Raw genomic sequence first — 18,868 nt, 5'->3', positions numbered from 1 at the left:
GCGCTCGACGCAGGCGCGGCCTTGGGTCGTGCAAGGGCCGCAAAGCGGCCCCTACGCCGACCGCGCGCGCGGTTTTATAGCGGCTCCCCCTCCACCCGGTCCCGCCCGGCCTGCTTGGCCGCATACACGCCGGCATCGGCGCGCAACAGCAAGGCATCGGCGCCCTCGCCCAACCGCCACTGCGCCACACCAAAGCTCGCGGTCACCTGGCCCACGCCTTCCACCGGCACATTGCGCACCCCTTGCCACAACTCCAGCGCCAGCAGCCGCGCCTGGTCGACATCGCTGCCCGGGCATAGCACCATGAACTCTTCCCCGCCCAAGCGGCAGAACACATCGGTACGCCTTAAACGCTGACCGATGCGCTGGCACAGGCTGCGCAGCACCCGGTCGCCGACGGCATGGCCGAAGCGGTCGTTGATGCGCTTGAAGTGATCAATATCGAGCATGATCACCGACAGTGCCAAACCATCGCGCTGGGCCCGTTCCAGTTCGATCTTGAGCCGCTCCTGGAAGTAGCGACGGTTATGGATACCCGTCAGCGAGTCGGTGACCGACAGCGCCCGCAACTCTTCTTCCACGCCCTTCAGGTCGGAGATGTCCGTCAGGTAGCCATGCCACAGGGTACAGCCCTGCTCGCCCACTTCTGGCGTCGCCTCGCCACGCACCCAGCGCAGCCCGGCCCGTGGCAGGCAGACCCGATACTCCTCGCGCCAGGGTGACAGGTGTTCGGCCGAATAGCGCACCGAGCGGCGCACGCGCTCCAGGTCATCGGGGTGGATACGTTCGAACACCGCCGCGGCATCCTCACGCAACTGCAGCAGGTCGACCTCATAGATGTCATACAGGCCCATGCTGGCGTATGGAAAGCAAGAATGGCCGTTGGCATCCAGGCGATATTGGTAGATGCCGCCCGGCACTTCGGCGCTGAGCTTTTCCAGCAACCGGTCACGCGCTGCCAACGCCTCATGCACCCGGCGCCGCTCGGTAACGTCAATGCAGATGGCCAGGTAGCCAACCCACAACCCCTGTTCGTCGAGCATGGCAGTCACCAGCATGTTGGCGACCAGCTGGCTGCCATCGGCTCGTAGCAAGGTCCACTCACCAGGCTCGGCCCCGTGCGCCTGCACCGTTTCCGCGAACATCGCCTGGCCGCCAGCAATGGCGCGGCCAAAGCGCAAGCTCAACGCCTGGGCACGCAGGTTCAGTTCCTCCGGCAGTACCAGGTCGTCAAGGCGCAACCGGCCGATCGCTTCGCTGGCTGCGTAACCGAGCATGCGTTCGGCGCCGGCGTTGAACGTGCTGACCACCCCTTTGAGGTTGGTGGCGATGATCGCCACCTGGGCCGCGGCGTCCAGCACACTGCGCAGTTGGTTGTGGGTGCCACGCAACGACTGCTCGCTGACCTGCAGTTCGGCAGTACGCTGTGCAACCAGGGCCAGGGCGCGCTGACGCTGGCTTAACAGGCTGTAGAGCAGCACGCTGAGCAACAGGCTCAACAACCCGCCCAGCAAGCCGACCGCCAGCACTGCCGAGGTGCGGTTCGCCCGCACGAACGCCTGGCTCGGTTGAATATTCAGCTGGAAATGGTGATCGGCCAGGCGCAACACCGGGTTGCTGGCCAGCGCCAGGGGCGCGACTGGATTTTGCGAATCGAACATCACAACAGGGCCTTGTAACCCAGACGGGTCCGTGATGTGCACCACAAGGTTGTCATCGGCCGCTACCGGCCGCCCCTCGCTGACCAGCTCGCGCATGCTCAGCAAGGCCATCACATAGCCCGTTGCCGCACCACGGGGGTCGGCATCGGAAAATACCGGTGCCACCATCAGCAGGCCGGGCTCTGCCGAGTGGGTATCGAACAGGGCCAATGGCTCGGACACCGCCATGCTGCCCGGCCCCAGCGCCCGTGCCAGGGCTGCCTGGGGCCCGCTTTGACCCGCGAGGTCCAGGCCATAAGGCAACCCGGGCCGATCGCCCGACTGGGTATAGAGCACCGGGAAGTAATGGTCGCGCTGCGACGCCGGGCGCCACTGGCCTTGCGCATCCAGGTCACGAATCACATAGCCTGGGCCGGTATGGGCACTGGCCAGGCGCTCGAATTCGGCGCGTTGCCCAGCCTCGACGCGCGGCGCCCAGGCATAGGCCAGGGTGCGTTGCAGCAGTGGCCGGGCATAGCCGTCGAATTCGCGCGGGGTGATTTCGCTGGAAAAGCTGAAAAACCGTCGCAGCCCGTCCAGGCGCTGCTGCTGTTCGTCAAAGCGCTCTGCAATACGGCTGAAGCGCTCGCTGGCCAGCAACTCGAAGCGCTGGCGCAGCTGCTGCTTGTAGAAGGTGTGCGCGGCAAATGCCAGGGCAGCGGTCAACAAGCCGCCGGCCACCAGTGCGATCAGCGCCATCGCCCAGGCAGACACCCTCTCTGTGCACAAGCCAAGTAACCGCGCACGCACGCCACCCTTTGACATACACCCATCTCGTCACGTCAGCGTCCTGCGGATTATCTTGCCCTGACCTCAGTTATAGCTATTGGCCATTAGCCGCGCAATGTACCTCGTCGCCTTACCGAAGCTGCAAACGCCAGGCGCGATGGATACGGTTATTACGGGCGAAGTCCGGGTCTAGGGTCTGGGCACTGATTTCTTCCACCACGTAACGCGCCGTCAGATGCTCGTCCAGCTGGAACTTGCGGAAGTTGTTGGAGAAATACAGCACACCACCCGGCGCCAGACGGGCCATGGCCAGGTCCAGCAGTTGCACATGATCACGCTGCACGTCGAATACGCCTTCCATGCGCTTGGAGTTGGAGAAGGTTGGCGGGTCGATGAAGATCAGGTCGTAGCTGTCACGGTTGCCTTCCAGCCAGGCCATTACATCGCTTTGCTCCAGGCGGTTGCGCTCGGAATAGCCATTGAGCGCCAGGTTACGCCGCGCCCAGTCCAGGTAGGTTTTCGACAGGTCGACGCTGGTGGTGCTGCGCGCACCGCCCTTGGCCGCGTGCACGGTGGCCGTGGCGGTGTAGCAGAACAGGTTGAGGAAGCGCTTGCCGGCAGCCTCGCGCTGGATGCGCATACGCATCGGGCGGTGGTCGAGGAACAGGCCGGTATCCAGGTAGTCGGTGAGGTTGACCAGCAGCTTGACGCCACCTTCGTTCACCTCCTGGAAGCGGCCCTCAGTGGCCTGACGTTCGTACTGGCGCGTGCCGCTCTGCCGCTCGCGACGCTTGAGCACTACACGCTGCGGCGAAATGCCCAGCGCCTGCGGGATGGCCGCCAGTGCATCAAGCAGGCGCGCCTGAGCCTTGTCCGGGTCGACCGAACGTGGCGCGGCGTATTCCTGCACGTGTACCCAGTCCTGGTACAGGTCGACCGCCAGGGCATATTCGGGCATGTCGGCATCGTACAGGCGGTAGCAGTCGATCTGCTCGCGACGGGCCCACTTGCCCAGTTGCTTGAGGTTCTTTTGCAGGCGGTTGGCGAACATCTGCGCGCCTTCCGACAGCCGCGCTGGCTCGCTGGCCTGCGGCGCCTGCTGACGGGCTTCAGTGCCTTCAGGCTGCGCTTCGCGACGTTCACCCGTGACGAACTGGTCAGGCTGCACCTTGAACAGCAGCAGCTTGCATGGCAATGCGCCGTTCCAGAACGCGTACTGCTTGTGGCTACGAATGCCCATGCGCTTGCCCAGTTGCGGCGCGCCGGTGAATACCGCTGCTTCCCAGCCCATGCAGGCCTGGCGCAGGCGCTCGCCCAGATTCTGGTAGAGGTACAGCAGGCTGGCTTCGTCACCCAGACGCTCACCGTAGGGCGGGTTGCTGATGACCAGGCCTTTCTGGTTCTGGTCCGGGCGTGGCTCGAAGGTGCTGACTTCGCCCTGGTAGATCTTTACCCAGTCGCCCAGGCCGGCACGCTCGACGTTGTTGCGGCCCGGCTGGATCAGCCGCGGGTCAGCCTCATAGCCACGGATCCACAACGGTGGCTTGGCCAGGCCGGCCTGCGCGCGCGCCTGCGCTTCGTCATGCACCTTGCGCCACAGCGCCGGCACATGGCCGAGCCAGGCACTGAAGCCCCAGCGTTCGCGCTTGAGGTTAGGGGCGATATCGGCGGCGATCATGGCTGCCTCGACCAGGAAGGTACCCACACCGCACATCGGGTCGGCCAGCGCACCACCTTCGGCAGCAATACGCGGCCAGCCAGCACGGATCAGCACCGCTGCCGCCAGGTTTTCCTTCAGTGGCGCGGCGCCTTGCTGCAGGCGGTAGCCACGCTGGTGCAGGCTGTGCCCGGACAGGTCGAGGGACAGAATGGCCTCGCCACGGTCCAGGCGCAGGTGCACACGCACGTCAGGGTCGATCTTTTCCACGGACGGGCGCAGGCCTTCGCGGTTACGCAGCTTGTCGACGATCGCATCCTTGACCTTCAGCGCACCGAAATGGGTATTGTCGATGCCTGAGCCATGGCCGCTGAACTCCACAGCCAGGGTGCCGTCGGCTGCCAGGTGGTCGGCCCAGTCGACCGCGTGCACGCCGTCGTAAAGGTCGTCGGCGTTCTTCATCGAGAAGCGCTTGAGCACCAGCAATACGCGGTTGGCCAGCCGCGACCAGACACACAGGCGGTAAGCAGTTTCCATGTCGGCGGCGCCGCGAATGGCCGAGGTGTGCTCGCGCACCTCGTCAAGGCCGAGGCCCTTGGCCTCTTCGGCGAGCAGGCTTTCAAGGCCTTTGGGACAGGTGAGGTAAAGTTCGAAACGGTCCGACATGAGTATTCCAGCGCCTTGGGCTATTTGACTGACGGGGCGACGCATCGCCCCGCGATGTTTGCCCGTACACCTTTCCAGCAGGCGTGCGGGTGGCCCTCTGCGCACACAAAGTGCAGCAGAAAAGCCGGGCCGCCTGACCGATCCGTGCCTGGCCCAGTGGCAAAGACAGCTTAGATCATCAGGCAGTACGAGAAATTCTGGCGACCTGCGGGCCGATGTGACCCTTCGTCGCATTTCAAATTATTTCTGTCATCCGCAAACAACGCTGGCGAAATGACGTCAAAGAACGGCAAAACCCGATCATTACGGGGCTAAACACCAAACAAGGTTGAGTCGCATTTATTTACTTATCCCCTGACCCTTGGAAAGGTTACGTGCTTATGACAAAACGGTCATTCACACCGTGACTCGCATTCGATAGAACTGGTCTCAGGCCACTTCGCAACGAGGCGGCACTTTCAGCTCGCCACGCCGGCAGCGAGCGCAAACCGGCAGAACGACTCTGCCCGGCCTCGGAGAGGCCGACGGGACATTACAGTCAACAAGTGAGGGCAACACCCTATGAGAAGACTTAAGCGTGATCCGTTGGAAAGAGCATATTCACGTGGTTACCAATACGGGGTCACCGGCAAATCCCGCGAACTTTGCCCCTTCAATCTTCCTTCTGTTCGCCAAGCCTGGATCAACGGCTGGCGTGAAGGTCGCGGTGATAACTGGGACGGAATGACTGGCACCGCTGGCATCCATAGACTCAACGAAAATCACGCCGTTGGCTGAACGAGGACACTGAATTCGATTTACCATGCACGCCCCATCCGGGCGGCGGGCGAAGGCCCAGGGGCCCCTTGAAGGGGCCCTTTTTTATGCCTTGGCAAACCTCATCAGCCGTACCCACGCCCAATCGAATGGGCCTGTCAGGTCAGCGCGGCATTGCCGCGATAGCATCCACCGCTTCGCGAATCAGCGCCGGCCCCTTGTAAATGAAGCCCGAGTAAATCTGCACCAGGCTCGCCCCGGCCGCGATCTTTTCAGCAGCATGGCGGCCTTCGGTAATGCCACCGGCGGCGATGATCGGCAACTTGCCGCCCAGCTCACCCGCCAGCACCTTGACGATATGGGTGCTCTTTTCCAGCACCGGCGCGCCCGACAGGCCGCCCGCCTCGCCACCGTATGGCAATGCTTCGACACCTTCACGGCCCAGCGTGGTGTTGGTGGCGATCACCGCATCCATGCCCGACTCCATCAGCGCGGCGGCCACCAGCGCCGTTTCTTCGTCGCTCATGTCCGGCGCAATCTTGATTGCCAGCGGCACGCGCTTGCCGTGTGTGCCGGCCAGTTGCTCGCGGCGCTCGGCCAGGGCGTCGAGCAACTGCTTGAGCGAGTCCCCGAACTGCAGGCTGCGCAGGCCCGGGGTATTTGGCGAGCTGACATTGACCGTGATGTAGCTGGCGGCGGTGTAGACCTTGTCCAGGCAGATCAGGTAGTCATCGACGGCACGCTCGACCGGTGTGTCGAAGTTCTTGCCGATGTTGATGCCCAGCACCCCCTTGTAGCGCGACGCGCGTACGCGCTCGAGCAGGTGATCAACGCCCAGGTTGTTGAAGCCCATGCGATTGATGATGGCCGTGGCTTCCGGCAGGCGGAACAACCGCGGCTTGGGGTTGCCTGGCTGCGGACGCGGGGTGACAGTGCCGATTTCGACAAACCCGAAGCCCAACTGGGCGAAGCCGTCGATGGCCGCGCCGTTCTTGTCCAGGCCAGCAGCCAGGCCCACCGGGTTGGCGAAGTTCAAGCCCATGACCGAAACCGGCAATGACGCCGGTTGCTTGCACAGCATGCCGTTGAGGCCCATACGGCCACCGGCGCCGATCAGGTCCAGGGACAGGTCGTGGGAAGTTTCCGGGGAAAGCTTGAACAGCAGCTGGCGGGCCAGGGTATACATGGGCGGGCAAGGCTCAGGGTGAGTGAGGGGGCGATTATAGCCAGCGAGGGGCTGACAGGACAGCAAATCGTGGAGCGCTTGGCACATCGGTTGCACCCGTTCAGCCCACAGCCTTATCAGTAAGGGCGAGGACTCTTGTGAACACTGTACCCCGAGCAACGCCCCTGGCCTGGGTCAACGGCAGCGATGCGCCGGAAAAAACCAGCCTGAACATCGGCTACATGGCCCTGACCGACTGCGCTTCGGTAGTGGTCGCCGCCACCCAGGGCTTCGCCCAGCAGCACGGCCTTACCCTCAACCTCAAGCGCCAGGGCTCGTGGGCCGGGCTGCGCGACAAGCTGGTCAGCGGCGAACTGGACGCCGCGCATTGCCTGTATGGCCTGGTCTACGCCGTGCACCTGGGCATTGGCGGCGTACCTGCCAGCGACATGGCCGTGCTCATGGGGCTGAACCAGAACGCCCAGGCTATCAACCTGTCCCCAGCCCTGCAGCGCAAGGGCGTGACCAACCCTGAGGCGCTGGCGCGCCTGGTGCACCAGCATGGCGCACGCCTGACGTTCGCCCAGACCTTCCCCACCGGCACCCACGCCATGTGGCTGTATTACTGGCTGGCCAGCCAGGGCATTCACCCGCTGCGCGACGTCGACAGCGTAGTGGTGCCACCGGCGCAGATGGCTGCACACCTCCAGGCCGGGCGCATTGACGGCTTCTGCGTCGGCGAGCCCTGGGCCGCCGACGCCGTGGCCAAAGGCCAAGGCTTCACCCTGGCCACCAGCCAGTCGATCTGGCCGGATCACCCGGAAAAGGTCCTGGCCTGCGCCCGCGTCTTTGCCGAGCAATACCCCAACAGCGCCCGTGCGCTGATCAAGGCGATCCTCACCGCCAGCCGGTTCATCGAGCAAAGCCCGGAAAACCGCCGCAGCACCGCGCAACTGCTCAGCGCAAGCGCCTACCTGGACACCCCACTGGACAGCATAGCCCCCCGCCTGCTCGGCCATTATGAGGATGGCCTGGGCAACCAGTGGCAAGACCCGCATGCCCTGCGCCTGTTCGACCAGGGGCGGGCCAACTTGCCCTATCTGTCCGACGGTATGTGGTTCATGACCCAGTTCCGCCGTTGGGGCCTGCTGCGCGAAGACCCCGACTACCTCGGCGTGGCCCGGCAGGTCCAGCAACTGCAGTTGTACAGCGAGGCCGCACAGAGCCTGGGCATCGCTTGCCCGGGCCAACCGATGCGCAGCAGCCTGCTGATCGATGGCTCCCGCTGGGACGGCAGCGACCCCTTCGGCTATGCCCGCAGTTTCAGCTTGCATGCCTTGGGCGAGTTGCCCGATGCCCGTGTCGGCGTGTGAGGGGGGAAGACGAACATGTTGCGCATCCTGCTGATCGACGACACCCAGAGCAAGCTAGGTCGTCTCCGGGCGGCGTTGAGTGAGGCCGGCTTCGAAATCATTGAAGCCCCGGACCTGACCATCGACCTGCCCGCCTGCGTCGAAACAGTGCGCCCGGACGTAGTGCTGATCGATACCGACTCACCAGACCGTGACGTGATGGAACAGGTAGTGCTGGTCAGCCGTGACCAGCCGCGGCCCATCGTGTTGTTCACCGACGAGCACGACCCCGGAATGATGCGCCAGGCCATTCAGGCAGGGGTCAGCGCCTATATTGTCGAGGGCATCCATGCTGCGCGGCTGCAGCCGATCCTGGATGTGGCCATGGCCCGCTTCGAAAGCGACCAGGCACTCAAGGCGCAGTTGCTTGCGCGCGACCAGCAATTGGCCGAACGCAAGCGCATCGAGCAGGCCAAGGGTTTGCTGATGAAGATGAAGGATTGCAACGAAGAGCAGGCCTATACCCTCATGCGTCGCCAGGCCATGAGCCGGCAGCAGAAGCTGATCCAGGTGGCCGAACAGATCATTGCCATGCATGAGATGCTCGGCTGATGTGCTGGGCGTGAGATTTTTGGCGCCTGGCAGATCGAGCGCCGCCCGCGCGGCGCATCGCGAGCTGCGCTCGCTCCTACGTTTGTTTCGGGCCAATCATTCCTGTGGGATTCGCGCGCGAACGCCTTGGCGCATGACTCAATACCGCGTCGTACGAGCAAGGCGGACGCGCGCGCCTGTAACAGGCGTTACTGGCCAAAAACAAACGCAGATCGAGCGCCGCCCGCGCTCGCTCCTACGTTTGTTTCGGGCCAATTATTTCTGTGCCATTTGCGCGCGAACGCTTTGGCGTATGGCGCAAGATCGCACCGTACAAACAAGGCGGTCGCGCGCGCCTGTAACAGGCGTTACTGGCCAAAAACAAACGTAGGAGCGAGCGCAGCTCGCGATGCGCCGCGCGGGCGGCGCTCGATTTAACAGGCGCTGAAGACCTTAAGACAACCCCCACCAACAGTTGGCCCATCTCTTGCTGAACAAATCTCACCGGTAGCCAACGGCGGTTACCCCACTTGAATCCCGACAAAGACGTCGCTCTCCCCTCCACGCCCGTGGAGCGGGTAGCGGCGTCTTTTTCGTTCCGTTGCACTACCGAGTGAGGTGTTCGATGAGTACCAGCTTCTGGAAATCCGGGCATGTGCCCACGCTGTTCGCCGCGTTTCTTTACTTCGACCTCAGCTTCATGGTCTGGTACCTGCTGGGCCCGCTGGCGGTGCAGATTGCTGCCGACCTGCAACTGAGCGCACAACAACGGGGCCTGATGGTCGCCACACCGATCCTGGCCGGGGCGCTCCTGCGTTTTGCCATGGGCGTTCTGGTCGATCGCCTGTCGCCCAAGACTGCCGGCCTGATCGGCCAGGTGGTGGTTATCCTCGCCCTGGCTGCAGCCTGGTACCTTGGCGTGCACAGCTATGAACAGGCACTGCTGCTAGGTGTATTCCTGGGCTTTGCCGGTGCGTCCTTCGCCGTCTCGCTGCCGCTGGCCTCGCAGTGGTACCCGCCACAGCACCAAGGCAAGGCCATGGGCATCGCCGGCGCCGGCAACTCCGGCACGGTGTTCGCAGCCTTGCTGGCACCGGCACTGGCAGCAGGCTTTGGCTGGAACAATGTATTCGGCTTTGCCCTGATCCCGCTGTCACTGGCCCTGGTGGTGTTCGCCCTGCTGGCGCGCAATGCTCCGCAACGGCCCAAGCCGAAAGCCATGGCCGACTACCTCAAGGCACTGGGCGACCGTGACAGCTGGTGGTTCATGTTCTTCTACAGCGTTACCTTCGGCGGCTTCATCGGCCTGGCCAGCGCCCTGCCCGGCTACTTCAGCGACCAATACGGCCTGAACCCGGTTACCGCCGGCTACTACACCGCCGCTTGCGTGTTCGCCGGCAGCCTGATGCGCCCGCTCGGCGGTGCCCTGGCTGACCGTTTTGGCGGCATCCGCACCCTGCTGGGCATGTACAGCGTGGCCGCCATCTGCATTGCCGCAGTCGGTTTCAACCTGCCCTCTGCCGCGGCCGCACTGGCGCTGTTCGTCAGCGCCATGCTCGGCCTGGGGGCCGGCAATGGCGCAGTCTTTCAACTGGTGCCACAACGCTTCCGCCAAGAGATAGGGGTAATGACCGGCCTGATCGGCATGGCCGGTGGCATCGGCGGCTTCCTGTTGGCGGCCGGGCTGGGCACCATCAAGCAGCACACCGGTGACTACCAGATGGGGTTGTGGCTGTTCGCCAGCCTGGGCCTGCTGGCCTGGTTCGGCCTGCACGGTGTGAAACAGCGCTGGCGCACCACCTGGGGCTCGACTGCAGTCACTGCAGCGCGGGTCTGAGGCACGCCGATGAGCCTGCAACTGAGCTTTGCCCAGGCCAGCGCCACCGGGCCACGCGCGGAAAACCAGGACGCCCTGCGCCTGGTCACGCCGGCACCAGAGCTGGCCGCCAGCAAAGGCTACCTGTTCGCCCTGGCCGACGGCGTCAGCCAATGTGCCGACGGCGGCCTGGCGGCGCGCGCCACCCTGCAGGCACTGGCCCTGGATTACTACGCCACCCCGGCCACCTGGAGCGTGGCCCAGGCCCTCGACCGCCTGCTGCTGGCGCAAAACCGCTGGTTGCGCGCCCAAGGCAGCGGCCAGCCATTGCTGACCACGCTTAGCGCGCTGGTGTTGCGCGGCAGGCGCTTTACCCTGGCCCATGTCGGCGACTGTCGGGTGTACCGCTGGCACGAGGGGAACCTGCAATGCCTGAGCGAAGACCATGTATGGGACCAACCGGGCATGCAGCATGTACTGAAACGGGCACTGGGCCTGGACCAGCACCTGCTGGTGGATTACCTGGAGGGCGAGCTGCAACCGGGCGAGTGCTATCTGCTGCTCAGCGACGGGGTCTGGTCCAGCCTGGGCGAACAGCACATCCAGGCTGTGCTGCGCGAGCAAACCGACCTGCAACTGGCCGCCGACACCCTGGTCACCAGTGCCCACCTCAATGGCAGCAAGGACAACGCCAGCGCCTTGCTGGTGCAAGTCGAGCAACTGGGCACGGCCAACCTGGGCGACACCCTGGCGCAACTGCAACAGTGGCCTGTGCCCGGCCTGCTGCGCGAGGGCCAGGTGATCGACGGCTGGCAGGTCGAAACACTGCATGCGCACAGCCGCCAGTCCTTGCTGTACAAAGTACGCGATAGCCAGAACCAGCCTTGGCTGCTCAAGACCCTGCCCATTGCACGCGAACAGGAACCCGGGGCGGCGCAAGGGCTGTTGCTGGAAGAGTGGTTTCTGCGCCGCATCGCCGGCCGGCACTTCCCCGAGCTGCACACCGCCAGTCAGCGCCAGCACCTGTACTACGTGATGCGCGAATATCCCGGCCAGAACCTGGCGGCGTTGCTGGCCGAACAAGGCCCGCTGCCCCTGCCGCAATGGCTGGAGGTCGCCCGGCAACTGCTGCAGGCAGTAGGCGTGCTGCATCGGCGCAACTTACTGCACCGCGATATCAAGCCAGACAACCTGCACTTGGGCCGCGATGGGCAGCTGCGCCTGCTGGACTTCGGCCTGGCCTATTGCCCGGGCCTGTCCGAAGACCCGCTGCACGAGCTACCCGGCACGCCCTCGTACATCGCCCCGGAAGCATTCGATGGCCACCCGCCCAGCCCGCGTCAGGACTTGTATGCAGTGGGCGTGACCCTGTACCACCTGCTGACCGGACACTACCCCTACGGCGAGGTCGAGGCCTTTCAGCGCCCGCGCTTCGGCCAGCCGGTCAACGCCGCGCGCTACCGACCCGACCTGCCGGAATGGCTGCAGCACAACCTGCTGCAGGCCGTGGCGAGCGACCCGGCGCAGCGCTTCGAAACCGCCGAACACTGGTTGCTGCTGCTCGAGCGCGGCGACCGCCAGGAACTGCCCAGCCGACCCCGGCCGCTGCTGGAGCGCGAGCCGTTGAAGGTGTGGCGCACCCTGGCCCTGATGTCGTTGCTGACCAATCTGATACTGCTGTTCACCCTGCTCAAGGGCTGACCGCACCTTGCCGATGAGGAAACCCTGATGAATGCAAAAGTATGGCTGGTGGGTGCCGGCCCTGGCGACCCTGAACTGCTCACCCTCAAGGCAGTGCGTGCGTTGCAGCAAGCCGCCGTGGTCATGGTCGACGACCTCGTCAACCCGGCAGTCCTCGAGCATTGCCCACAGGCCCGGGTAATGACCGTGGGCAAGCGCGGCGGCTGTCGCTCTACACCGCAAGCGTTCATCCAGCGCCTGATGCTGCGCCACGCGCGACAGGGCCGTTGCGTGGTGCGGCTCAAGGGCGGCGACCCTTGCATCTTTGGCCGTGGCGGTGAGGAGGCACTGTGGCTGCAGGGCCATGGCATCGAAGTGGAGGTGATCAATGGCATCACCGCCGGCCTGGCCGGGGCCACGCAGTGCGGGATCCCCCTGACTTCACGGGGCGTGAGCCGAGGGGTGACGCTGGTGACGGCGCACACCCAGGACGATAGCGAGCTGAACTGGGCAGCCTTGGCTCAGGGCGGGACAACACTGGTGGTCTACATGGGGGTGGCGCGGCTGGAACAGGTGCGCCAGGGATTGCTGGCGGGGGGTATGGCGCCGGGAATGCCGGTGGCGATGATCGAAAATGCCTCGCTGCCGCAACAGCGGGAGTGCAGAAGCGATGTGCAGGGAATGGTGGAAGCTGCGCGGGGGTTTGGCTTGCGTAGCCCGGCAATTTTGGTGATTGGGGAGGTGGTTGGGGAGCAGCAGGCTGTGGGGCGGATCGCAATCGCAGGCTGACTGCAGGAGCAGCCTTTGAGGTCGGTTAAACCCCAGGCAAAGAAAAACCCGGCCGAGGCCGGGTTTTTCATGAAGCTTCAAACCAATTACTTGGCCTGGGCTTCTACCTGAGCTTCAACGCGACGGTTGATAGCACGGCCTTCTTCGGTGGCGTTGTCAGCAACCGGACGGGTTTCGCCGTAGCCAACCGAGTCAACACGGCTGGATTCTACGCCGTACTGCTGGGTCAGGACTTGCTTGACGGCGTTGGCACGACGCTCGGACAGCTTCTGGTTGTAAGCGTCTGGACCCACGGAGTCAGTGTGACCTTCAACCACGGTGGTGGTTTGTGGGTACTGCTTCATGAAGTCAGCCAGGTTTTTGATGTCGCCGTAGCTGTTAGGCTTGACGACCGACTTGTCGAAGTCGAACTTGACGTCCAGCTCAACGCGAACGACTTCGGCAACAGCCGGGCAGCCGTCGGCGTCAACGGTAACGTTGGCCGGGGTGTCTGGGCACTTGTCGACGTTGTCGCACACGCCGTCGTTGTCGGAGTCGGAGCAGACTTCAGCAACTGGAGCAGGAGCAGCTTCAGCTTGCTTCGGGCTACCGCCGAAGTTCAGGCCAACACCAACGCTCGGGGCCCACTCGGTGTCGCCCTGGTCGATGTTGTACTGAGCTTCTACGCCGGCACGGGCATAGAACATGTCGGTGATGTACCACTTGGCGCCAGCGCCAACGTTGGCGAAGGTGGAGTGGTCACGACCGCCACGGCCGGTCTGGCCCAGCGACTGGTGCGAGAAACCAGCGGAAACGTACGGACGGATGGCGTCGTACGGGTTGTTGAAGTGGTAAACGGCGTCCAGGGCAGTGTTCGAGCCCTTGATGTTCTTGCCGTCTTCGCCACGAGCGTTGTGTACTTCGTCGTAGCCCAGACGCAGCTCAACGTCGTCGGTCAGGAAGTAACCGATCGAGCCGCCGAACAGGTTGCCGTCGTTCTTGAAGTCGCGCTGGCTGTCGAAGAATTCTTTCTTGTAGAAGATTTCAGTCTCGACGGCGCCTTGACCTTGTGCCATAGCGCCAATCGAAGTGGCGGCTACAAGCGAACCAATGGCCAAGCCCAAGGTGTTTTTCAATTTCATCCGTTAAATCCCCATCTGGTGATAGTTAAGCAGTCCCACCACAAACAAGAGGGACAACTCGACGGCGAGTCTAGCAGAACTCACCGGTTCGTTAGAGATATTTGCACGCCACTAAGTTTCATCAAGGCCGGCAAATTTCTCCCGAAGCTTGTCTAGCGCACGCTTGTATCGCATTTTCGTGGCGCTCAGGCCCATGTGCATGATGTCGGCAATTTCCTGAAACTCCAGCTCTGCGACAAAACGAAGCACCAGAATTTCACGGTCAATCGGGTTCACATGCACAAGCCACTTATCCAGCCCGCCTTTTTCTTCCGGTTTCGGAGCCTTGTCTTCGGACGCCTCTTCAACAGGGTCCAGACTCAAGGCATCCATCAACCGACGTTTGCGGCGCTCCTTGCGGTACTGGGTAATGCACTCGTTGTAGGTGATGCTGTAGAGCCAGGTCTTGAACTTCGACTTACCCTCGAAGTTTTTCAGCCCGTACAGCACTTTCAGCATCACTTCCTGACAGACATCGTCCGCGTCACGGTCGTTCCCCAGATAACGCGCACAGACGTTGAACAGGGTCCGCTGGTAGCGCCGCATGAGCTCCTCATAGGCGCGGGTAACGTGGTACAGCTCCTCATGCGAACGCGCCACCAACTCTTCGTCTGTGAGCTCGCGGGGGTCATAGCGCATGGGCGGCGAATGAACTTTATTCAAAACGGATCTGGCCGACAGTCAGGTCAATGTCGCCGCGCGACCCCGTGGGTCGAATTTCGCGGCGGCATACATTAACAGCTTTTGTGCGGTTAGCGGCTATTGACGCGCTGTTCAAGCAGCTCGCGATTGGACAGCGACACCAATTCGCCATCATCGGTCAGCAGCGTCGTCTTCACCGTACCGATTTCCTCGATATGCCCTTCGACCTCTCCAATCCGCACCTGCTGGCCTACTTGGTATAGCTCGCGCACGTATATGCCGGCCAGGATCTGCCCGGCGATTTCGCGACTGCCAAGGCCCATGGCCAAGGCAACAGCCAGACCAACGGTAATCAGCCCGATAACGATAACGTGGTTCAGCAGGTCGGTTTTCACTTCCAGCTGGCTGATGGCCACCGAGATGCTGATGATGATCACAAGGCCTTGGGTGATACGCCCCAGGCCCGCCGAGTATTCCAGGCCGATACCTTCGGCAGCGCCACGCACCAGGCCGTTGGCCACCTGCGCCAGCAGCACGCCGGCCAGCAGCACCAGAGCCGCGCCGAACACCTTGGGCAAGTACAGGGCGAGCATGTCGAGGGTCGCCGAAACCCGCTCCAGGCCCAGCGATTCCGCGGCCGAGACCAGGAAAATGAGCAGCACGAACCAGTAGACGATCTTGCCGATCAGGGTCGAGATCGGCACCTGAATACCGCCCCGGCCGAGCATCTTGGTGAGGCCGGTGCCGGCCATCAGGCGGTCCAGGCCAAATTTGGCCAACAGTTTGGACAGCAGCGTGTCGAGCAGCTTGGCCACCACGAAACCGAGCAGCACCACGACCAGCGCGCCGAACAGGTTGGGGATGAAGTTCGCTACCTTGGTCCAAAGGGCAGTCATCGCGGTGACCAGGCTCTGGGTCCAGAGATCGAGTTCCATATTCAATCGGCCTTATCTGCTTTGCTGCCGGTGGCAGCGTTGCGGGAAGAGTGTCGACGCACCGGCGCAACGTGCGCCGAGCCATTGTTCACGGCAATCAGCAGCGCCTGGCACCAGCGACCAAGCAGGCTGAACAGATCACCCGCGCCAACCTGGCGGTTGGCGGTTTTCAGCACGCGACCCAGGCAAGCGGCGTCGTCCCGGTCGTCCCGGTCATTGCCGGAGGGTGACGCCTTGAGCAGGTCACGCAGGGATTCTTCAAACGGATCGTGCATGGGCACCTCGCGCAGTGTCAGCAAGAGACGAGATGGCCGGGCAACGGGTCACACATCCCGTTGGGACGAATGTTTCAAATTGCACAGCTATACCCACCGCAACCGCCGGAACAGCCACCACTGCCCCACGGCCAACCCCAGCACGACAATGCAGGCGAACAGGAAGCCCAGAGGGTTTTCCGCCCCGGGGATGCCGCCGACATTGATGCCCAGCAGCCCGGTGACAAAGCTCATGGGCAGGAAGATGCAGGTGATGATGCCAAAGCGGTACATGGTGCGGTTCATCCGCTCGCTGCGCCGCCGGTCCTCGCTTTCCAGCACCAGCGCAGCGCGTTCGCGGGCCAGTTCAAGCTCTTCGAGGTAGCGGATCAGGCTGTTGTTGAGTTCATTCCAGTAATCGGCGTCGGCATTGGCGAACCAGCTCCATTTACTGCGCGACAACTGCGCGTAGATTTCCCGTTGCGGGGCGAGAAAGCGGCGCAAGCCAGCGGCACGGCGGCGGATCTGCTGCAGGCTGCCCTGCTCCGGGGTATACCGCTCGTCGGATTCGACCTTTTCTTCCTCCAGGTCGACCAGCTCAGCCAGGTCACTGACCAGGCCCTGGACCTTTTCGGTCAGCAGTTCGCCCATCAACAGCAACAGCTCTGAGGCCGATTTCGGTCCCCTGCCCTGTTCCAGCAGTTGGAGAATTTCATCGCTGGCGCGCAAAGGCCTCAGGCGCAACGAGATAACCCGCTGCGCCTCGGCGAAAATGCGTACCGAAACCATGTCTTCGGGCTCGGCGCCCGGATTGAGGTTGACCCCCCGCAGGAACAGCAACAGCTGTTCGTCCGCCAAGGGCAGCAGGCGCGGCCGGGTGTTTTCTTCCAGCAGCAGTTCGCAGGCGAACTCGCTCAGGCCGCTGTCGTGCAACAGCCAGGTACGGGTTTGCGGATGGCTGCGGTCCCAGTGCAGCCACAGGCTTTGCTCCGGTTGCAGCTGCAGGTCATCCAGTTCGGTACGGGCAATCGAGCGCGCGCCGCCTTTGCCATCGAGCACCAGGGCATGCACCAGCCCCCACTGCGCGTTGTCTTCCTCCAACATCAAAGCTCCATCAGCGCGTGCAGCGCATTACTCCGGCATTTTCAGCGGGCTCGGCGAAACCAGCACGCCATTGTTGTCGGCATATACATACTCGCCTGGGCGGAAGGTTACCCCGGCGAAGGTCACCGCAACGTTGAGATCGCCGATACCGCGCTTGTCAGTCTTCATCGGGTGACTGGCCAGGGCCTGCACGCCAACGTCGGTCTGGATCAGCACGTCGACATCACGCACGCAGCCGTAGATCACCAAGCCTTCCCAACCGTTTTTTGCGGCTTTTTCGGCGAGCATGTCACCGAGCAGCGCACGGCGCAGCGACCCCCCGCCATCGACCACCAGCACTTTGCCCTTGCCGTCGAGTTCGACCTGCTCCTTGACCAGCGAATTGTCCTCGAAACACTTGATGGTAACGATCTGGCCACCGAACGAATCGCGGCCACCAAAATTGCTGAACATCGGCTCCAGCACTTGTACCAGGTCCGGGTAGGCGTCACACAGGTCGGGCGTTACGTAATGCTGCATGGGAAGCTCCTGTCAGTCACAACGAAAGCGGGTATCGGCCAAGGCTACACCTTGGAGGCTGTCGCAGTCATCCGGGACCGGGCAGTCATTTGTATTCATCCTGTCTCGGCCCTTCCACGCGTGACCCGTTCCTGCACAGGAACGCGCCGTTATCCAGTGTAGGAGCGGGTTTACCCGCGAATACGGTAGCGGCAGCGACAGTGAACGGCGGGTGGAGATTGGCCAGCAGGGCCGGCCTCTTCGCGGGTAAACCCGCTCCTACGACGGCCTGTGTTCACCACCAATCTGTGTAGGAGCGGGTTCACCCGCGAAGAGGCCATGACAGGTACAGCAAACTCAGCTGGCAGGCACAGGTTCCGCAACGACAGTGGACGCATGCACCGGCAGCAGCGGATTACGCAGCCAGCGCTCCACCAGCGGCCACACCTGCACCTGCGCGGCCTTGCTCACCAGCATGTCGACATGCCCGAAGGCCTCGAAACCTTCCTCACGCCCCAGCCGCAGGAACTGCTTACGCTCGCCTCCCAACTGCTCAAACAGCTTGCGGCAGGCCCACACTGGGTCCTGGAAGTCCCCAGCGCCGGCCACCGCCAGCAGCGGCACATCCACATCTGCCAGCCCCGCCCACCAATCGTGCTTCTTGTCGCCAAAGCGCCCGAACAGGCCGTGCCAGCGCATGCTCTCCAGAGCCAGGCCTATCGGCTCGTCTTCAGGCCCACGCTTGAAGCGTGGCCCGGATATCTGCCCCCAACGCTTGAGCACGAGCTTGGCACCCCAAGCCAGCGGTGGCACTTTCAACGGCCAATAGACACGGCTGATCTGGGTGCCGAACAGCGCCACGCTGGCCACCTGCTCGGCGGCCAGGAAACCACCACCCAGCGCTGCTACCAGGGTGGTGCCACCCAGGGAATGGCCGGCCCAGTGCGGCGCCTGGCCCGACTGCTCGCGCACGAAGGCGTTGATCAACGGCAGGTCATCACGGGCGTAGGCGGCAACGCTGTTGTGCTTCCAGTCCAGGTTACGCGGCGACAGGCCATGGCCACGCATTTCCGGAATCCATACATCGAAACCGGCGCGCGCAAGATAGGCGCCCAGGCCAACCCCTTTGGGCGAATACCAGAAGCGCCGATTGGAGAAACTGCCATGCAGGAGAATGACCGGCACGCCTTGGGCCTGGGCCTGATCGGCCAACCCCAGACGGGTGATGGCGATCTCGACGCTGGGGTCCGGGCCATTACCGGCCTTGATCCGATACACGTCTTCGCTGAGATCGCCGCGGCGCTCGGCACTGAGCAGGGCCACGGGGAATAAAGTGCTGCTGCTTTGCATAAGGTTGCTTGGTGCACAAAAAAG

At 63.2% G+C, this 18,868-nt stretch carries 16 protein-coding genes; 6 read left to right on the top strand and 10 right to left on the bottom strand.

What is annotated here, in order from left to right; translation table 11 throughout:
- Positions 1–74: 74 nt before the first annotated feature.
- A complete protein-coding gene (locus ACF8EA_RS04545) occupies positions 75–2,465 on the bottom strand; it encodes a diguanylate cyclase (protein WP_392521178.1) in 2,391 nt (796 codons plus the stop codon).
- A 94-nt stretch (positions 2,466–2,559) separates the two neighbouring features.
- The gene (rlmKL, locus tag ACF8EA_RS04540; protein ID WP_392521177.1) at positions 2,560–4,752 is read right to left on the bottom strand and encodes a bifunctional 23S rRNA (guanine(2069)-N(7))-methyltransferase RlmK/23S rRNA (guanine(2445)-N(2))-methyltransferase RlmL; all 2,193 of its coding nucleotides are present in this window, start codon (positions 4,750–4,752) and stop codon (positions 2,560–2,562) included.
- A gap of 561 nt (positions 4,753–5,313) precedes the next feature.
- On the opposite strand from rlmKL, the gene rmf reads away from it, so the two are divergent.
- Positions 5,314–5,529, top strand: coding sequence for a ribosome modulation factor (gene rmf, locus ACF8EA_RS04535; RefSeq protein WP_003248687.1), 216 nt, complete (start codon positions 5,314–5,316; stop codon positions 5,527–5,529).
- 142 nt (positions 5,530–5,671) lie between these two features.
- Here the strand turns inward: rmf and ACF8EA_RS04530 are convergent, their stop codons facing one another.
- Positions 5,672–6,694 carry a quinone-dependent dihydroorotate dehydrogenase gene (locus ACF8EA_RS04530; RefSeq protein WP_021785461.1) on the bottom strand — a complete coding sequence of 341 codons (1,023 nt, stop codon included), beginning with the start codon at positions 6,692–6,694 and terminating at the stop codon, positions 5,672–5,674.
- Positions 6,695–6,831: 137 nt separating this feature from the next.
- On the opposite strand from ACF8EA_RS04530, the gene ACF8EA_RS04525 reads away from it, so the two are divergent.
- The 5 genes from ACF8EA_RS04525 to cobA all read left to right on the top strand — a co-directional run bounded on the left by ACF8EA_RS04525 (position 6,832) and on the right by cobA (position 12,901).
- Positions 6,832–8,046: a CmpA/NrtA family ABC transporter substrate-binding protein gene (locus ACF8EA_RS04525; protein WP_392521176.1), complete on the top strand. Its 1,215-nt coding sequence runs from the start codon at positions 6,832–6,834 to the stop codon at positions 8,044–8,046.
- 15 nt (positions 8,047–8,061) lie between these two features.
- Positions 8,062–8,637, top strand: a complete 576-nt coding sequence (locus ACF8EA_RS04520) for an ANTAR domain-containing response regulator (protein WP_003248677.1) — start codon at positions 8,062–8,064, stop codon at positions 8,635–8,637.
- Positions 8,638–9,241: 604 nt separating this feature from the next.
- Positions 9,242–10,453: a nitrate/nitrite transporter gene (locus tag ACF8EA_RS04515; protein WP_392521175.1), complete on the top strand. Its 1,212-nt coding sequence runs from the start codon at positions 9,242–9,244 to the stop codon at positions 10,451–10,453.
- 9 nt (positions 10,454–10,462) lie between these two features.
- Entirely contained in the window at positions 10,463–12,133 is a 1,671-nt protein-coding gene (locus ACF8EA_RS04510) for a protein kinase (RefSeq protein WP_392521174.1), read from the top strand.
- 27 nt (positions 12,134–12,160) lie between these two features.
- Positions 12,161–12,901, top strand: a complete 741-nt coding sequence (gene cobA, locus ACF8EA_RS04505) for a uroporphyrinogen-III C-methyltransferase (RefSeq protein ID WP_103462806.1) — start codon at positions 12,161–12,163, stop codon at positions 12,899–12,901.
- A gap of 86 nt (positions 12,902–12,987) precedes the next feature.
- Here cobA and ACF8EA_RS04500 read toward each other — a convergent pair whose 3' ends face one another.
- From ACF8EA_RS04500 to ACF8EA_RS04470, 7 genes are all read right to left on the bottom strand, one after another.
- Positions 12,988–14,022, bottom strand: coding sequence for an OmpA family protein (locus ACF8EA_RS04500; RefSeq protein WP_003248667.1), 1,035 nt, complete (start codon positions 14,020–14,022; stop codon positions 12,988–12,990).
- Between the two features lie 111 nt (positions 14,023–14,133).
- Positions 14,134–14,700: an RNA polymerase sigma factor SigX gene (gene sigX, locus ACF8EA_RS04495; protein ID WP_003248665.1), complete on the bottom strand. Its 567-nt coding sequence runs from the start codon at positions 14,698–14,700 to the stop codon at positions 14,134–14,136.
- A gap of 113 nt (positions 14,701–14,813) precedes the next feature.
- A complete protein-coding gene (locus ACF8EA_RS04490) occupies positions 14,814–15,638 on the bottom strand; it encodes a mechanosensitive ion channel domain-containing protein (RefSeq protein WP_003248659.1) in 825 nt (274 codons plus the stop codon).
- A 2-nt stretch (positions 15,639–15,640) separates the two neighbouring features.
- On the bottom strand, positions 15,641–15,913 hold the full coding sequence (locus tag ACF8EA_RS04485) for a hypothetical protein (protein ID WP_012271268.1): 273 nt from the start codon (positions 15,911–15,913) through the stop codon (positions 15,641–15,643).
- 87 nt (positions 15,914–16,000) lie between these two features.
- Positions 16,001–16,996, bottom strand: coding sequence for a zinc transporter ZntB (locus ACF8EA_RS04480; RefSeq protein WP_021785499.1), 996 nt, complete (start codon positions 16,994–16,996; stop codon positions 16,001–16,003).
- Between the two features lie 27 nt (positions 16,997–17,023).
- Positions 17,024–17,515: a ribonuclease E activity regulator RraA gene (gene rraA, locus ACF8EA_RS04475; RefSeq protein ID WP_021785500.1), complete on the bottom strand. Its 492-nt coding sequence runs from the start codon at positions 17,513–17,515 to the stop codon at positions 17,024–17,026.
- Between the two features lie 336 nt (positions 17,516–17,851).
- Positions 17,852–18,844 carry an alpha/beta fold hydrolase gene (locus ACF8EA_RS04470; RefSeq protein WP_274148069.1) on the bottom strand — a complete coding sequence of 331 codons (993 nt, stop codon included), beginning with the start codon at positions 18,842–18,844 and terminating at the stop codon, positions 17,852–17,854.
- Positions 18,845–18,868 lie beyond the last annotated feature (24 nt).

The sequence above is a fragment of the Pseudomonas sp. YQ_5 genome (assembly GCF_043103305.1).
Classification (GTDB): Bacteria; Pseudomonadota; Gammaproteobacteria; order Pseudomonadales; family Pseudomonadaceae; genus Aquipseudomonas; species Aquipseudomonas putida_Y.
The sequence above is the reverse complement of the archived record's forward strand: the minus strand, read 5'-3'. Positions and strand labels throughout refer to the sequence as shown.

Coding starts and splice junctions, on each gene's coding strand:
- ACF8EA_RS04545 (WP_392521178.1), bottom strand. CDS start 2,465: ATGTCAAAGGGTGGCGTGCGTGCGCGGTTACTTGGCTTGTGCACAGAG.
- rlmKL (WP_392521177.1), bottom strand. CDS start 4,752: ATGTCGGACCGTTTCGAACTTTACCTCACCTGTCCCAAAGGCCTTGAA.
- rmf (WP_003248687.1), top strand. CDS start 5,314: ATGAGAAGACTTAAGCGTGATCCGTTGGAAAGAGCATATTCACGTGGT.
- ACF8EA_RS04530 (WP_021785461.1), bottom strand. CDS start 6,694: ATGTATACCCTGGCCCGCCAGCTGCTGTTCAAGCTTTCCCCGGAAACT.
- ACF8EA_RS04520 (WP_003248677.1), top strand. CDS start 8,062: ATGTTGCGCATCCTGCTGATCGACGACACCCAGAGCAAGCTAGGTCGT.
- ACF8EA_RS04515 (WP_392521175.1), top strand. CDS start 9,242: ATGAGTACCAGCTTCTGGAAATCCGGGCATGTGCCCACGCTGTTCGCC.
- ACF8EA_RS04510 (WP_392521174.1), top strand. CDS start 10,463: ATGAGCCTGCAACTGAGCTTTGCCCAGGCCAGCGCCACCGGGCCACGC.
- cobA (WP_103462806.1), top strand. CDS start 12,161: ATGAATGCAAAAGTATGGCTGGTGGGTGCCGGCCCTGGCGACCCTGAA.
- ACF8EA_RS04500 (WP_003248667.1), bottom strand. CDS start 14,022: ATGAAATTGAAAAACACCTTGGGCTTGGCCATTGGTTCGCTTGTAGCC.
- sigX (WP_003248665.1), bottom strand. CDS start 14,700: ATGCGCTATGACCCCCGCGAGCTCACAGACGAAGAGTTGGTGGCGCGT.
- ACF8EA_RS04490 (WP_003248659.1), bottom strand. CDS start 15,638: ATGGAACTCGATCTCTGGACCCAGAGCCTGGTCACCGCGATGACTGCC.
- ACF8EA_RS04485 (WP_012271268.1), bottom strand. CDS start 15,913: ATGCACGATCCGTTTGAAGAATCCCTGCGTGACCTGCTCAAGGCGTCA.
- ACF8EA_RS04480 (WP_021785499.1), bottom strand. CDS start 16,996: ATGTTGGAGGAAGACAACGCGCAGTGGGGGCTGGTGCATGCCCTGGTG.
- rraA (WP_021785500.1), bottom strand. CDS start 17,515: ATGCAGCATTACGTAACGCCCGACCTGTGTGACGCCTACCCGGACCTG.
- ACF8EA_RS04470 (WP_274148069.1), bottom strand. CDS start 18,844: ATGCAAAGCAGCAGCACTTTATTCCCCGTGGCCCTGCTCAGTGCCGAG.